This window comes from Saccharothrix stipae (assembly GCF_054781895.1).
The window spans coordinates 1198801-1214499 of sequence record NZ_BAAGTN010000008.1; the positions used below are offsets into that span (position 1 = coordinate 1198801).

At 71.6% G+C, this 15699-nt stretch carries 13 protein-coding genes; 6 read left to right on the forward strand and 7 right to left on the reverse strand.

All coding sequences use genetic code 11. From position 1 onward, the window contains the following. Positions 1 to 34 precede the first annotated feature (34 nt). Together ACYVLT_RS22490 and ACYVLT_RS22495 are read right to left on the reverse strand one after the other, a co-directional pair. A complete protein-coding gene (locus tag ACYVLT_RS22490) occupies positions 35 to 958 on the reverse strand; it encodes a GNAT family N-acetyltransferase (protein ID WP_461122134.1) in 924 nt (307 codons plus the stop codon). Positions 959 to 1079: 121 nt separating this feature from the next. Then, positions 1080 to 1919: a class I SAM-dependent methyltransferase gene (locus ACYVLT_RS22495; protein ID WP_461122135.1), complete on the reverse strand. Its 840-nt coding sequence runs from the start codon at positions 1917 to 1919 to the stop codon at positions 1080 to 1082. A gap of 192 nt (positions 1920 to 2111) precedes the next feature. Between ACYVLT_RS22495 and rpsA the strand changes: the two genes are divergently transcribed. From rpsA to coaE, 3 genes are all read left to right on the forward strand, one after another. Continuing rightward, the gene (rpsA, locus tag ACYVLT_RS22500; RefSeq protein ID WP_360457325.1) at positions 2112 to 3611 is read left to right on the forward strand and encodes a 30S ribosomal protein S1; all 1500 of its coding nucleotides are present in this window, start codon (positions 2112 to 2114) and stop codon (positions 3609 to 3611) included. A 139-nt stretch (positions 3612 to 3750) separates the two neighbouring features. Beyond that, positions 3751 to 4359: a hypothetical protein gene (locus tag ACYVLT_RS22505; protein ID WP_461122136.1), complete on the forward strand. Its 609-nt coding sequence runs from the start codon at positions 3751 to 3753 to the stop codon at positions 4357 to 4359. 28 nt (positions 4360 to 4387) lie between these two features. Beyond that, complete coding sequence (coaE, locus tag ACYVLT_RS22510; RefSeq protein ID WP_461122137.1) at positions 4388 to 5563, forward strand: dephospho-CoA kinase; 1176 nt, start codon at positions 4388 to 4390, stop codon at positions 5561 to 5563. Here the strand turns inward: coaE and ACYVLT_RS22515 are convergent. Together ACYVLT_RS22515 and ACYVLT_RS22520 are read right to left on the reverse strand one after the other, a co-directional pair. Then, positions 5539 to 6057, reverse strand: a complete 519-nt coding sequence (locus ACYVLT_RS22515; protein ID WP_461122138.1) for a ribonuclease FAU-1 family protein — start codon at positions 6055 to 6057, stop codon at positions 5539 to 5541. The genes coaE and ACYVLT_RS22515 overlap by 25 nt on opposite strands. A 137-nt stretch (positions 6058 to 6194) precedes the next feature. Further along, a complete protein-coding gene (locus tag ACYVLT_RS22520) occupies positions 6195 to 6707 on the reverse strand; it encodes a ribonuclease FAU-1 family protein (protein ID WP_461122271.1) in 513 nt (170 codons plus the stop codon). Positions 6708 to 6815: 108 nt separating this feature from the next. Between ACYVLT_RS22520 and ACYVLT_RS22525 the strand changes: the two genes are divergently transcribed. Continuing rightward, a complete protein-coding gene (locus ACYVLT_RS22525; RefSeq protein ID WP_461122139.1) occupies positions 6816 to 8090 on the forward strand; it encodes a DUF5685 family protein in 1275 nt (424 codons plus the stop codon). 69 nt (positions 8091 to 8159) lie between these two features. Next, a complete protein-coding gene (gene uvrB / locus ACYVLT_RS22530) occupies positions 8160 to 10316 on the forward strand; it encodes an excinuclease ABC subunit UvrB (protein WP_461122140.1) in 2157 nt (718 codons plus the stop codon). 351 nt (positions 10317 to 10667) lie between these two features. Here uvrB and ACYVLT_RS22535 read toward each other — a convergent pair whose 3' ends face one another. After that, a complete protein-coding gene (locus tag ACYVLT_RS22535; RefSeq protein ID WP_461122141.1) occupies positions 10668 to 11060 on the reverse strand; it encodes a tellurite resistance TerB family protein in 393 nt (130 codons plus the stop codon). 45 nt (positions 11061 to 11105) lie between these two features. Here ACYVLT_RS22535 and ACYVLT_RS22540 point away from each other — a divergent pair, with 45 nt between their 5' ends. Next, positions 11106 to 11486, forward strand: a complete 381-nt coding sequence (locus ACYVLT_RS22540) for an MmcQ/YjbR family DNA-binding protein (protein WP_461122142.1) — start codon at positions 11106 to 11108, stop codon at positions 11484 to 11486. A 96-nt stretch (positions 11487 to 11582) separates the two neighbouring features. Here the strand turns inward: ACYVLT_RS22540 and ACYVLT_RS22545 are convergent, their stop codons facing one another. After that, complete coding sequence (locus tag ACYVLT_RS22545; RefSeq protein ID WP_461122143.1) at positions 11583 to 12509, reverse strand: ABC transporter permease; 927 nt, start codon at positions 12507 to 12509, stop codon at positions 11583 to 11585. After that, positions 12509 to 15403 carry an alpha/beta fold hydrolase gene (locus tag ACYVLT_RS22550; protein WP_461122144.1) on the reverse strand — a complete coding sequence of 965 codons (2895 nt, stop codon included), beginning with the start codon at positions 15401 to 15403 and terminating at the stop codon, positions 12509 to 12511. The genes ACYVLT_RS22545 and ACYVLT_RS22550 overlap by 1 nt, the downstream gene beginning before the upstream one ends. Between the last annotated feature and the right edge of the window lie 296 nt (positions 15404 to 15699).

Below are 15699 nucleotides of genomic sequence, written 5' to 3' on the forward strand. Positions count from 1 at the left end.
TTCGGCCGCCTCGCAACCCGGCGCGGTGTGACGCCTAGCGCAGCGCCCCGGCCGGCCGGACCTCCCACATCGTCCACAGTGGACGATAACCCTGGCGCGGCCAGAACACCGAGGAGAGCGGGTTCGGCGGGTTGTAGTACAGGTAGGTGCCGACCGTGCCCAGCCGGTGCAGCTCGCGGTGCGCGTGCGCCATCAGCCGGCGGCCCACGCCCGTGCCGCGGGCGCCCGGCAGCACCGACACGCAGTTCACGTAACCCCAGCGGCCGTGCGGCAGCCTGGTCGAGGTCCAGTTGCCCGGCTCCGACGTCACCACCGCGCACTCGGCCAGCGCGACCGCGATGCCGTCCCGCTCGGCCAGCCACGCCGGGCCGCCGGTGGCCAGCCGCTCGGCCAACGTCCGCCGCTTGAGCTCCGCCGCGTCCGGCCGGTGCACCGTCGAACCCACCATGGACGAGTAGCGCAGCTCGGCCAGCGCGAGGGCCAGCACCGTCTCCAGGTCCGCGGGCGTGGCCCGGCGGATCGTCAGCGCGCCCGTCACCGGCGGGGGAGGGGCCTGCCGCACGGCGATCACGGTCAGCGGCACCAGCCCGTGGTCGAGCATCGCCCTGGTCGCCTCCGCGTCCCGGCTCGGCCAGGTCAGCACGCACGCCGAGTCGCGCTCGGCCGGCGCCAGCAGGTCGAGCCGCTTGCGCCACGCGCGCAGCAGCGCGTCCATGCCCGCCGCGCCCGCGGCGCCCAGCAGCGGGGTCAGCTCCCACACCTCGGTGGCCGACCAGAGCCGGGCGGGCGAGCGCCGGTCGTGCACCTGGCGCTGGAGCACGCCCGCGACCCTGGTGCCGTCCGGCAGCGCGGCGGTGATGACGTCGCCGTCCGGCGGTGCGGCCACCGCGGGCAGCAGCGGGTCGACGCTCGCGAAGCGCGCGTTCTGCGCCTCCATCAGCCCTTGACCGACGGTCATGCCAGGCAGGCTACTCAGCTTCCCGGGTGATCCCGGCGGACGCGCGGGCGGCGTCCCGGTGATTGGCGATCTCGGGTGGTCGGGCAGGCGGTGCGGGCCGGCGCGGCGTCCGCCGGGTCGATCAGGGCCGCGGCGGCTTGCGGGTCCGGAAGATCGCGGTGCCGGGGAACAGCCGGCCGCGCAGCGGGCTCCACTGCCCCCACGTGCGGGTGTGCCCGGCGGGCCACTCCGGCTCCACCACGTCCAGCAGCTCCAGCCCCGCGCCCGCGAGCGCGCGCACGTAGTCACCGGTGGTGCGGTGGTGCTCCACGTACGTCGCCCGGCCGGTGTCGTCGACCTCCACGTACGGGGTGCGGTCGAAGTACGACTGCGTGACGGTCAGCCCGCCGGGACCCGGGTCGTCCGGGAAGATCCACCGGATCGGGTGAGTCACCGAGAAGACCCACGGCGCGCCCGGCCGCAGCACCCGCGCCACCTCGTCGAAGACCTCGCCCACGTCGGCCACGAACGGCACGCCGCCGAACGCCGAGCAGGCCGCGTCGAAGCTGCCCGAGGCGAACGGCAGCTGGTCGGCGCTGGCCTGCACCAGTGGCACGGCCACGCCGGTCGCCGCGTTCGCCGCCGCCGCGTGCCGCAGCATCCCGGCCGAGATGTCGAACGCCACCGCGTGCGCGCCGCGCGAGGTCAGCCACCGGGCGCACGGCGCGGAGCCGCAGCCGACCTCCAGCACCCGACGTCCGCGCACGTCACCGAGGTAACCGGCCTCCTGCTCGCGGACGCCCTCGGGGCACCACACGAAGTCCGCCGCGCCCAGGAAGTCGCCGTGCTCGGCGTGGTAGTCGTCGGCGTCGGCGTCCCACCACATCCGGTTGGCCGCGCGCGACTCGGCCGCGTCCACGCCCCGCTTGGCGATGCCGGTGGTGCCGAGCGCTCGTTCGGCGCTCGCGTGCTGGTCGGACACACTGCTCCATTCAAGGGTGCCGGTTTGCCCGGCGGACGTCGAGCCGCGTACGATATCGCCCGCGTAGTGGGTTCGCGCTGTCCTCGATCGCCTGATCTCCTGGTGAGTCGGTCTTCTCGGTGGGGCGTGCCCTCCGCGTAGCGTTGAACCCGCAGGCCACCAACCCCAATCCGTACCGGAGCCACCTACCTAATGTCCACCGACACCACCACTGTCCCGGTTGCCGCTGCGCCGAAGCAGGTCGCTATCAACGATATCGGGACGGAGGAGGACTTCCTCGCCGCCATCGACAAGACCATCAAGTACTTCAACGATGGCGATATCGTCGAAGGCACCATCGTCAAGGTCGACCGGGACGAGGTCCTGCTCGACATCGGCTACAAGACCGAGGGCGTCATCCCCTCGCGCGAGTTGTCGATCAAGCACGACGTCGACCCCAACGAGGTCGTCAAGGTTGGTGACGAGGTCGAGGCGCTTGTTCTCCAGAAGGAGGACAAGGAAGGTCGGCTGATCCTCTCCAAGAAGCGCGCTCAGTACGAGCGCGCCTGGGGCACCATCGAGGCGCTCAAGGAGAAGGACGAGCCCGTCAAGGGCACGGTCATCGAGGTCGTCAAGGGCGGCCTGATCCTGGACATCGGCCTGCGCGGCTTCCTCCCCGCCTCCCTGGTCGAGATGCGTCGCGTCCGCGACCTCCAGCCCTACGTCGGCCGCGAGCTCGAAGCGAAGATCATCGAGCTGGACAAGAACCGCAACAACGTGGTCCTGTCCCGCCGCGCGTGGCTGGAGCAGACCCAGTCCGAGGTCCGCAGCGAGTTCCTCAACCAGCTGCAGAAGGGCCAGGTCCGCAAGGGCGTCGTGTCCTCCATCGTCAACTTCGGTGCCTTCGTGGACCTGGGTGGCGTGGACGGCCTGGTGCACGTCTCGGAGCTGTCCTGGAAGCACATCGACCACCCGTCCGAGGTCGTCGAGGTCGGCCAGGAGGTCACGGTCGAGGTCCTGGACGTCGACATGGAGCGCGAGCGCGTGTCGCTGTCGCTCAAGGCGACGCAGGAAGACCCGTGGCGCCAGTTCGCCCGCACCCACGCGATCGGCCAGATCGTGCCGGGCAAGGTCACCAAGCTGGTTCCGTTCGGCGCGTTCGTCCGGGTGGACGAGGGCATCGAGGGCCTGGTCCACATCTCCGAGCTGGCCGAGCGCCACGTCGAGATCCCGGAGCAGGTCGTGCAGGTCGGCGACGACGTCATGGTCAAGGTCATCGACATCGACCTGGACCGCCGCCGCATCTCGCTGTCGCTCAAGCAGGCCAACGAGGGCTTCACGGTCGACTCCGAGTTCGACCCGACCCAGTACGGCATGGCCGCCGAGTACGACGACCAGGGGAACTACATCTACCCCGAGGGCTTCGACCCGGAGACCCAGGAGTGGCAGGAAGGCTTCGACAAGCAGCGCGAGGAGTGGGAGCGGCAGTACGCCGAGGCCCACACGCGCTACGAGGCCCACATGAAGCAGGTCGCCAAGGCCGCCGCGGCCGAGGAAGAGGCTGCCGGGGAGACGAACTACTCCTCCGGTGGCGAGGCCCCGGCCGCGACCGCGACGTCCAGCAGCACGGGCGCCCCGGCTCAGGCCGGCGGCACCCTGGCCAGCGACGAGCAGCTGGCCGCGCTGCGCGAGAAGCTGTCGGGCGGCGCCTGAGCAACACCCGTCGGCTGATCCTCGCCGGCTGATCGAACGACCGATCGCCCCTCGCCCACCTCGGGCGGGGGGCGATCGTCGTTCACTCCTTCGGGGGTTCGTAGGCGTTGTCGTGCGCTAAGTTGAGAATGCTATGAGCATGCGGACGACGGTGTTGGCGGCGATGGTGGTGCTCGTGTGCGCGGGCTGCGCCGCCGTGCAGCAGGGTCCGGTGGCGCAGCCGCCGATCCCGACGATCCTGCCGCCCACCACGATCACCCGCGTCCCGCAGATGGTGGACCGCCCGATCCCGGACGACTGCGAGCTGGTCGTCCCGGTCGAGGTGTTCCACCAGCGCCTCGGGCGCGAGCTGCCGGGTGAGCTGAAGACCATCATCGGCATCCCCGAGCCGTCGCTCGCCCGCACCGGCAAGATCGACTGCTACTACGGGGTGCCGGAGCGCCAGCCCATCGCCAACGCGCCCGTCATCATCGGGTTGGCTACCTACGCCGACGAGCCGACGGCCGCCGGTCGGGTCGCCGAGAGCGTGACCGCCGAACGCCAGGAGGGCGCGACGGTGGCCGAGGTCGACGTGGGCAAGAAGAAGGGCCAGCTCGTCACCACCAAGGACGAGCGGTTGGTCATGGGTTCGCTGGGCAAGACCACGTACGTGGCCCGCGCGAAGGCCGGCGTGCTGCCGGACGACGCGATCGGCGGCTTCCTCGCGGCACTCGCCCAGCAGTCGATGACCCCCATCGAGGGCGCCTGAAGATCCTTCGCGTGGGAGGCTGGTCGCCATGTTGCGCGTGGGCCTCTCCGGGGGAATCGGGTCGGGCAAGTCGACGGTGGCGGGCAGGCTCGCCGAACACGGCGCGGTGGTGGTCGACGCCGACCGGCTGGCCCGGGAGGTGGTCGAGCCCGGCACCGACGGCCTGCGCGAGGTCGTGGCGGCGTTCGGCGCGGAGGTCCTCGGTCCGGACGGGGCGCTGAACCGGCCCGCGCTCGCGGCGAAGGTGTTCGGCGACGAGCAGGCCCTGGCCACCCTCAACGGCATCACGCACCCCCGGATCGCGGCCCGCACGGGCGAGCTGATCGCCGCCGCGCCCGAGGACGCGATCGTCGTGCACGACGTCCCGCTGCTGGTGGAGAAGGACATGGCGCCGCTCTACCACCTGGTGGTGATCGTGCACGCGGAGCTCGACCAGCGCATCGCCCGGCTGCGCGACCGCGGCCTGGCGGAGGAGGACGCGCGCAGGCGCATCGCCGCGCAGGCCGACGACGAGCGCCGCCGCGCCGTCGCGGACGTGTGGCTGGACAACTCCGGCACGCCGGACCTGGTGCTGGCCGAGGTCGACGCGTTGTGGGCGGACCGGCTGGTGCGCTACGAGTCGAACGTCCGGCTGCGCCGCTACGCCTCCGGCGCCCCGATCGTGGTGCCGTACGACCCGACCTGGCCGGTGCAGGCCGAACGGATCGCGGCCCGCATCCGGCTCGCCGCCGGTGGTCGCCGGGTCGAGCACATCGGCTCCACGTCCGTGCCCGGTCTCGCCGCGAAGGACGTGCTGGACTTCCAGCTGGGCGTGAGGTCGCTGGAGGAGGCGGCGGAGCTGGAGGAGGCGTTGACGCAGGCGGGTTTCCCGGGCCTGGGTGTCGGCGAGGACAGCGTGCGGCACGAGGGCGACGCACCGGAGGACTGGCACAAGCGGCTGCACGCGGGCGCGGATCCGGGACGGCGGGTCAACCTGCACGTCCGGGTGGAGGGCGGTCCGGCGTGGGACTGGGCGATGAGGTTCCGCGACTGGCTGCGGGCGGACGCGGCGGCGCGGGACGAGTACGCGGCGCTGAAGCTGGAGCTGGCGCGCAAGCACCGGGGTGACGCGGAAGGTTTCGCCTACGGCGAGTCGAAGGAGCCGTGGATGGCCGCGGCGACCGCCCGGGTGGAGGCGTTCTACAGGGACGGCCAGCTGTCGTAGATGCCCCGGTGGGTCAGCCACGCGCCGAGGTCGTGGCGGTGGAGGCTGACCTCCTCCAGGGTGCGGTGCACGGTGCGCAACGCCTGGTCGGCGTCACCGGGTCCGAGGACGCGCCCGGCGACGGCGGCGGCGAACTCCTCGCAGCGCACGATCCGCGCGGTCGTGCCGCCCGGCACGGCGAGGCCGAGGAGCAGGTCGGTGGTGCGCCAGGAGCGGCCGTCGCGCTGCACGCGGACCGCGCTGAGCACGCTCGGGCCGCTGCGCGCGTGTCTGGACCGCGGGCGGTGGTGCGTCAACCGGAGTCCGAGGTCCGGCATCAACCAGGTGACCTCCGAATCGGAGAACGGGTCCTCCGGTGTGGGGCACTCCAGCCGCAGTCCCCAGTGCTCGACCCGACACGTCGACAGGCGCCGCGACATGCCGCTGGAGTAGCTGCGAACTGCGCTGATGGTGTCGACCACGTCGACGAGCTGAGGTGTGATGACCGCTCCCACGCGACCCGAGGGTAGCCGGAAGCGTGCTCCCGGTAACTAAGCGGGTCGATTCGTTACATCACGGTCTGTGTGGTAAGCGGTCTCTATCGGGTGACGGGACACGGATGGCGGTTGACCAGCGAGTGTGACGGTCTGTACTACCGCCGACGCCAGGTAGTGATCGTTCCCTGGGCCGCGAGCCAGCGCACCGCGTCGTGCCCGTGCGCGGCGATGCCGGCCACCGCCCGGTACGTCGTCTCCAGCGCCCACTGCGCCCGGTCGGCCTTGATGAGCCCCTGGTCCAGCGCGGTCAGCAGCTCGTCGGTGTCCAGCACGGTCACGCTGCGGCCGGTCCGCACCACCAGGTCCAGGTAGAGGTCGACGGTCTTCCACACCGACCCGCTGGAGCTGATCTCCACCACGTCCACGTACAGGTCGTAGTCGCGCTCGTGGCCGGGGTGCCAGGACTGCCGGGTGACGCGCAGGCCGTGCGCGGGCAGCAGCCACGACTCGAAGTGGGACAGCTGCGCGTGGCCGGGCACCGGCCGGAACATGTAGAGGCCGTGCCCGGTCAGCCGGTACTCCTCGACGCCGCGCAGGTGGCCCTTGGGGTCGGTGTTGCTCTTGGCGTCGAGGTCGAAGTACTCGATCTTCGGCGGGTGGATGTGCATGCGTGTCCCGGCGGCGCTCGACGTCACAGCGCCGACCTTAGATACCGACACCGGCAGAACACCCCTTCCTGTCACCCGAAAGTAGGATGATCGCTTACTCTTCCCGCCATGTTCGGCATCATCCGCCCCTGCCGCAACCGCCTGGGCCCCGAGCTGCGCGAGTCGTGGCTGGCGCACCTGTGCGGGCTGTGCCTGGCGTTGCGCGACGACCACGGCCACCTGGCCCGCGTGGTCACCAATTACGACGGCCTGGTCATCTCCGCGTTGGTGGAGGCGCAGGCGGGCCGGTCGCGGCGCTCCGCCGGGCCGTGCGCCCTGAGGGGCATGCAGTCGGCGGACGTCGCCGTGGGCACGGGCGCGCGCCTGGCCGCGTCGGTGTCCCTGGTGCTGGCGTCGGCGAAGGTCGGCGACCACGTGGCCGACGGAGACGGCGTGTTCGCGCGGGCGCCGATGCGCGGTGTGGGCAGGCAGGTGGCGCGGCGGTGGGCGGCGCAGGCGTCGGAGACGGGTCTCGACCTGGGCTTCGACACCGCCGTGCTGGTGGACGCCGTGCGGCGGCAGTCGGCGGCCGAGGCCTCGGCCGGGCCGGGCTCGTCGGTGCTGGCCGTGACGGAGCCGACCGAGACGGCGGCGGGCGAGGCCGTGGCGCAGACCGCGGTGTTGGCCGGGCGGCCGGGCAACGCGGGCCCGTTGCGGGAGGTCGGGCGGCTGTTCGGGCGGTTGGCGCACCTGCTGGACGCGGTGGAGGACCTGGCGGCCGACCACGCGTCCGGCGCGTGGAACCCGCTGGTGGCGACCGGCACGACGCTCGACGAGGCACGGCGGCTGTGCGACGACGCCGCGCTGGGCATGAAGCTCGCGATGAAGGACGTCGAGTTCGCCGACGACCGGCTCGTGCACGCGCTGCTCGTGCACGAGGTCCGGGAGTCGATCCGGCGGGCGTTCGGCGACCCCCACTCGCACGGCCCCCACTCGCACAACCCGCCGCCCCCACCGGGCTGGCAGCCCGCGCCTGGCATGTACCCGCCACCCGGCCCCTACGGCCACCCCGGCCAGGTACCGCCTCCCGGTCCCGTACCCCCGCCTTCGGCGCCCGGCCGCGGCGGACCACCCGTCCCGCCGACGGGCGGCCGGAAGGGCAGGCGGGGCGGCGAGCCACCCCGGCCCGGCAGCGGCCTGTGGTGCTGGCCGAAGCTGAAGGTCCCGCCGGTGACCCGCGGCGCGTTCCTGGGCTGCCTGGCCGTGCTCTACCAGTGCGGCACGTGCCAGTACTGCTGCCGCGACCCGTACCCCGGCCCGTTCAGCGGCAAGCCGCGCGAGGCGTGGTGCAACTGCGACTGCGGCCCCGGCTGCGACTGCAACGGCTGCGACTGCAACTGCTGACCCGGCCCGCGAGGGGTGTGACCTGGTCCGGATCGAAAATTGTCAGACCCACGGCGTACCGTCGTAGCCGTGGCATTCCCAACCGAGATCCCGGTCAAGGCGCACTCGTCGCACCGTCCCGTCGGTGACATCCCCCGCACCGAGGGGAAGTTCCGCGTGGTCAGCGACTACCAGCCGGCGGGCGACCAGCCGGCGGCGATCGCGGACCTCGAACGGCGCGTGCGCGCCGGGGAGAAGGACGTCGTGCTGCTCGGCGCGACCGGCACGGGCAAGTCGGCCACCACCGCGTGGCTGGTGGAGAAGGTGCAGCGGCCCACGCTGGTGATGGCGCCGAACAAGACGCTGGCCGCGCAGCTGGCGAACGAGCTGAAGGGGTTCTTCCCGGACAACGCGGTGGAGTACTTCGTCAGCTACTACGACTACTACCAGCCCGAGGCGTACATCCCGCAGACCGACACCTACATCGAGAAGGACTCCTCGATCAACGAGGACGTCGAGCGGCTGCGCCACTCGGCCACGATGAGCCTGCTCACCAGGCGTGACGTGATCGTGGTCGCGTCCGTGTCGTGCATCTACGGCCTCGGCACGCCGCAGTCGTACCTGGACCGGTCGATCAAGCTGGAGGTGGGCGTCGAGGTCGAGCGCGACCTGCTGCTGCGCGCCCTGGTCGACATCCAGTACACGCGCAACGACATCGCGTTCAACCGCGGCACGTTCCGCGTCCGCGGCGACACGGTGGAGATCATCCCGGCGTACGAGGAGCTGGCGCTGCGGGTCGAGTTCTTCGGCGACGAGATCGACAAGCTGTACTACCTGCACCCCCTCACCGGTGACGTGGTCAAGGAGGTGGAGGAGCTGCGCATCTTCCCGGCCACCCACTACGTGGCCGGACCCGATCGCATGGAGAAGGCGATCCGCAACATCGAGGTCGAGCTGGCCGACCGGCTGGCGACCCTCGAACGGCAGGGCAAGCTCCTGGAAGCCCAGCGGCTGCGCATGCGCACCTCCTACGACATCGAGATGATGCGCCAGGTCGGCTTCTGCAACGGCATCGAGAACTACTCGCGCCACATCGACGACCGCGGTCCCGGCACCGCGCCCGCGACCCTCATCGACTACTTCCCGGACGACTTCCTGCTGGTCGTGGACGAGTCGCACGTGACCGTGCCGCAGATCGGCGGCATGTACGAGGGTGACGCGTCGCGCAAGCGCAACCTGGTGGAGCACGGCTTCCGCCTGCCCAGCGCGTTGGACAACCGCCCGCTCACCTGGGAGGAGTTCGCCGACCGGATCGGCCAGACCGTCTACCTGTCGGCCACGCCCGGTCCGTACGAGATGGGCCAGACCGGCGGCGAGTTCGTCGAGCAGGTCATCCGCCCGACCGGGCTGATCGACCCGGAGGTCGTGGTCAAGCCGACCGAGGGCCAGATCGACGACCTGGTCCACGAGATCCGGGTGCGGGCCGAGAAGGACGAGCGGGTGCTGGTCACCACGCTGACCAAGAAGATGGCCGAGGACCTCACCGACTACCTGCTCGAACTGGGCATCCGCGTCCGCTACCTGCACTCCGAGGTCGACACCCTGCGCCGGGTGGAACTGCTCCGCCAACTCCGCCTGGGCGACTACGACGTGCTGATCGGCATCAACCTGCTCCGCGAGGGCCTGGACCTCCCCGAGGTGTCCCTGGTCTCGATCCTGGACGCGGACAAGGAGGGCTTCCTCCGCTCGGGCACCAGCCTGATCCAGACCATCGGCCGCGCGGCCCGCAACGTGTCCGGCCAGGTCCACATGTACGCCGACCGGATCACCGACTCGATGCGGCACGCGATCGACGAGACCAACCGCAGGCGGGCCAAGCAGGTCGCCTACAACGAGGAGCGGGGCCTCGACCCGCAGCCGTTGCGGAAGAAGATCACCGACATCCTGGAGCAGGTCTACGCCGAGGCCGAGGACGCCATCGCCCCCGGCGGCTCGGGCCGCAACACCTCACGCGGCAAGAAGCCGACCGGCGACCCCGGCGCAACCGGCCGCACCAGCTCGGGCGTCCTGGCCGACCGCGACACCGGCAACATGGCCCGCTCCGAACTGGCCGACCTGGTCCAACAACTAACGGACCAAATGATGAACGCGGCCCGCGAACTGCAATTCGAACTAGCCGCCCGCCTGCGCGACGAGATCCAGGACCTGAAGAAGGAACTACGCGGCATGGACGCCGCCTTCAAGTAACCCCCCCACCCCTACCCTCGGCGGCACAACTGGCCTCCCCCTCGGGGGCAGGTGGGCTTGATGGCTGGTGCCAGGGGCGTTGCGGGCGCGCTGGGGCGCGACGCACTCCCACCGAGGCGGCCACCGCCCCAAACTCCCCCGCAACGGACCCGCCGCCGACCCCCCGAGGCTCGATTTGACATGGGTTCGGGTGCCTTAGGCTGGACGAAGCCGGGCAGGCAGGGCGGGACGCTTTTCCCCGCCGTGCCTGCCCGGCTTTGGCCTGCCTGGGGTGCCCGTAAGGGCCCCATGTCAAATCGAGCCGGGCTGGACCACCGCAGCCGCCACCACCAACCGCCCTACCGACCCGCCCTACCGACCCGACAACGCCACCCGCACCTTCCCCACCACCACGCTCTCCGCCTCTCCCACCTGCCCATCCGCCGACGCAACCTCCGAGCAAACAGCCAACACAGCCGCCGGGAACGTCTCCGCCTCCTCCGGCGCCTTCACCGCCAGGATGTCGACCGAGCGCCGCAACGCGTCGAGCACACCGGCCTCCACGTCGGCCGTCGAGCCCTCAGGCAGTTCGGGACGCGCCGCACCGAGCACCTGCCGCAGTCCCGGCGAGAACGTCGCCAACGCCCGGATGCCCGCGTGGCTCTCCTCGTCCAACGCACCGGGCTCGGCCGTGGACACCAACACCATCGCGCCGAAGACGGCCGTGCGCAGGGTCCGGCTCTCCTCGTCCGTGTAGACAGTCACGTGATCACTCTAAATGCCGAAGATGCCGCGGGTTAGCGTGACGCCATGACGCGCGACGCCATTACGGACGCCATGACGTTGGACGACGTGATCGAGCACTGCCTCACCAAGCCCGGAGCCGAGGAGACCTACCCGTTCGGCGACGGCGAGCTGTGCTGCAAGGTCGGCGGCAAGATCTTCGCGTTCATCGGCCTGGACGGCGGCAGCGTCGGCGTGAAGTCGGGCGCCACCGCCGAGGAGGCCGCACCGTGGCGCGAGCGGTACCCGGACGACATCACCGTCAGCGCCTACATCGGCCGTTACGGGTGGAACCGGGTCCGACTCGACGGAGCCGTACCCGCCGACGAGCTGCTCGACCTGCTCGACCTCTCCTACGACTCCATCGTCGCCAAGCTGCCCAAGTCGAAGCGTCCGACTCCGTCCTAGCCCAGAACAACTCCCCAGGCCCAGAACACCCCGGGAACAGAACGAACGGCGCACCGGAGCAAACCCCGGTGCGCCGCTCTCACCCACGAAACGTCGTCAGCTGGTGATGTCCTTGCGCGCGAACTTCCGCGCCGCCAGCAGCGTGAAGAACGCCCCGTACGCCAACGCCGAGAACGTGCCCTTCGCCATCTGCGACCAGTCGACGTCCGACGACAGCAGGTCCGCCCACGCCAACGCGTAGTGCGTCGGCAGGTAGTCCCGCAGGCCTTCCAACGCGGTGATCTGGTCCAGGATCTGCGACACGATCGACGCCAGCACCGCGCCGCCCACCGCGCCGAGCGGCGCGTCCGTGGACACCGACAGGTACAGCGCCAGCCCGGCCACCCAGAACAGGTGGATCGAGATGTAGACGACGGCCAGCGCCACGCCGTAGACACCGGCGCCGAAGGACGCGGCCTCACCGGTCGGTGACACCGCCTCCCCGGCCCCGTACCAGACCACGCCCACGGCCAGCGCCACCGCCGGCAGCAGCGCCAGCGCGAACACCGACATCAACCCGGACGCCAACGCCTTGCGGCGCAGCAGCCGGTGCCGGGGGATCGGCGCGGCCAGCAGGTACTTCAACGACGACCACGACGCCTCGCTCGCGATCGTGTCGCCGAAGAACAGCGCCACGATCATCGGCAGCAGGAAGCTGCCGCTCACGAACAGCGTCAGGATCACGAAGTTCACGCCGCTGGCCGTGGCCAGGTCGACGAACCCGCCGGAACGCCGGTTCGGCGACGCCTGCCCCAGCTCGAAGGCCACCACCAGGATGAACGGCAGCAGCACCAGGAAACCCAGCACCAACTGCGTCCGCCTGCGGCGCAACTGCCGCACCAACTCCACCCGCACGGGCAACGTCCGCCCGGCCCGGTACCCGACCTTCGACCCGTCCGGGGCGACCGACGAGTGCTCGGCCTCCGCGGCGTCGGTCAGATCGGAGATCGCCGCCGGATCGGTGTGCACACCGTTCTCGCTCATCACTCGCCCACCAACTCCAGGAACGCGTCTTCCAACCGACGGCGCGGACCGGCCTGGTCCACCGCCACGCCCGCCGCCACCAGGGCTTGCAACGCCGACGCACGCGGTGTGCCGTTGAGGCTCGCGTGGACCTGCTCGCCGTCCACGTGCACGTCGTGCACGCCGGACATGCCGCGCAGCACGGTGGCCGCCTCGTCGGGCCGGTCGACCCGGAAGCTCGCCTCGCCGCTGCCCGTCGCGATCTCGTCGACCGGACCGGCCGCGACCAGCGAGCCCTTGTGCATCACGACCACGTGGGTGCACGTCTGCTCGACCTCGGCGAGCAGGTGGGACGACACCAGCACGGTCCGCCCGGCCGCCGCGTAGCGGCGCAGCACCTCGCGCATCTGGTGGATCTGGGGCGGGTCGAGCCCGTTGGTCGGCTCGTCCAGCACCAGCAGGTCCGGCAGGCCGAGCATCGCCTGGGCGATCGCCAACCGCTGCCGCATGCCCTGGCTGTAGGTCCGCACGCGCCGGTGCACGGCGTTGCCCAGACCCGCGATCTCCAGGGCCTCCTCGACGTGCGCCTGCTCCAGCGGCCGGCCGGTCGCCGCCCAGTACAGCCTCAGGTTCTCCGCGCCGGACAGGTGCGGGAGGAAGCCGGAGCCCTCGACGAACGACCCGATCCGCGACAGCACGGGCGCGCCGGGGCTCACCCGGTGCCCGAACACCCTGATCCCGCCCTCGGTGGGTCGGATCAGGCCCATCAGCATGCGCAACGTGGTGGTCTTGCCGGCGCCGTTGGGCCCGAGCAGGCCCAGCACCTGGCCGTGCTCCACCCGGAACGAGAGGTCCTTCACCGCGGTCAACCCGCCGGGGTAGGACTTGGTCAGCCCTTCGATCACCAGCGGCACCGACTCCAACGAGGGGTCGACGTCCGCGGTCAGCCTGCGGCGGAACCACGCGACGACGGCCGTGATGAGGCACACGGCGAGCACGATCGCGATGCCCCACAGCGCGGCGGTCGGCACCTCGCTGGTCGCGTTCGCGCCCGGCACCACCGGCACCGACAGCGCGGGCGAGGCCAGCGAGATCCGGTACGCGGCGGGCTCGGCGGCGTTCGAGTAGGCCATGTCGGTGGTCGACACGACCAGCTGGAGCCGGTGGTCGGCCTCGACCGGGCGCACCGCGCCGGGCAGCGTCACGGTGACCTCGACCGGCGTGCCGTCGGCGGGCAGGTTCGCCACCCGCACCGGCGCGACCGCCGAGCCGGGCAGCGTCCGCACGCCGCTCGCGTCCGCGTCGTACAGCTTCACGAACAGCACCGCGCCCTCGGCGGGCACCGGCTGCCCCGGCACGGCGGACACGCGCAGCCGCACGGTCGACGCGCCGGCCAGCAGGGTCTGCGCGGTCTGCGGCTCGCTCTGGAACACCGCCGCCTGACCCGGCAGGTCGATCGACAGCCGCGACGACAGCGAACTGGACCGCGACACCACCGACCCGAGCCCGGGCAGGCTGGACACCGCGGCCGGGTTGCCGCCCGCCGGGTTCACCACGACCTGCTCGCGGCCGGTCAGCGGCACGTCCTTGCGCTCGGTGGTGGCCGAGCCGTTCAGGCCGGGGTAGCTGGGCGCGACTACGTTGCGCAACGACGGCGCACCGCTGCTGCGGAACGCGCCGACCACCGTGTACTCGAAGCTCGTGCCGGGGTCGGCGCCCTCGCCCTCCAGGTGGAACGCCATCCAGTCGGCGATCTGGCCGCGCAGCTCGGGGCCGGGCGAGCCGCCGTCGTGGCCGCCCGCGTACCAGACGACCTTGACCTTGGCGCCGTTCGCGGCGATCTGGCGGGCGTTGGCGTCGGCCTGGTCGAGGCCGAACAGGGTGTCCTGCTCGCCCTGCACCAGCAGCGTCGGCTGGGTGATCTTGTTCGTGACCGAGGACGGCGACGCGCGGCGGAGCACCTCCAACGTCTGGGGCCCGGCCTTGCCGGTGGTCGCGACCTCGGTGTAGGCGGCGCACACGTCGGCCTGGAACCGGCCGCACGCGCCGTTGAGCGGCCCGGTGGGCCGGGGTTCGCCCTGCTGCTGCGGCGCGGTGATCGCCGCGGCGGCGCTGTCGACGGCCTGGCCGTCGTCGTCGTCCTGACCGGGCTCGGAGGCCTCCTGACCGGGGTTGGTGGCGTCCGCGCCGGACAGGCCGGCGGAGAAGAAGATGCCCGCCCACGAGCGCTTGAACACGCCGTCGTCGGCGAACGCGCCGGCCGCCGGGGTGGTGCCCCGCACGTCGTCCGCGCGCGCCGGGTCCGGCGACTCGGCGCGGGCCGCGTTGGGCAGCAGCGCCTGGGCCAGGTCGTTGTAGGTGATGACGGGGGCGATGGTGTCCACCCGCTGGTCGACGCCCGCGAGCGACAGCGCCAGCGCGCCGCCGTAGGAGCCGCCGGTCACACCGACCTTCGGGTCTCCGCCGCCATCGGTCACCACCTCCTCCCGGGTGGCCAGCCAGTCGAGCAGCTTTCGCGCGTCGCGCACCTCGTGGTTGAGCGAGTTCAGCGCGATCTGGCCGGTGCTGCGGCCGAAGCCGCGCGCCGAGTAGGCCAGCACGACGAATCCCCGCTGGGCCAGCTCGGTGGCCTGGGAGGCGACGCTCTCCTTGCTGCCGCCGAAGCCGTGCGGCAACAGGACGGCGGGCGCCGGAGTGCGTTCGGGCAGGTAAAGGGTGGTGTCGATCTGCACGGTGCGGTCGCTGTCCGGACTTTCCGGCACGTCGATCACCGCGTCGCGGGTGCTCACCGGGACTGGGTCGTCCCCCTGGCGCGTGAAGACCACGATGGCGCCCACGAGGGCGACCAACACGACTAGCGCGGGGAGCGACCACCTGCCGCGGAGGCGGTTGAGGGAGGCCACGGAGTTGACCATAGGCGTGATTACCTGAGAACGGGCTGTCAGCGCGGCGTCGTGCTCTCAGCGAAACCGGCCGGTCGCGAGCCCCGCTCACGGCGGCGCTCACGGCGGCGGTCGCAGCGGTGGTCACGGCGGCGGTCGCGAGACCCGTCGGGTGCCCCTGATCACCTCCACTGGCGCGAACCCGCATTCATGCGTGAGACTGTGGGATGCGTGGAGGGGAGTACTCCCTCGCGGCGGTGTCGTCAGCACGGAGCCTGGCGTGAGGTTCCCGGTGCCGCCGGTCGGTCGTTCCAAGCCGGCGGAGGAGA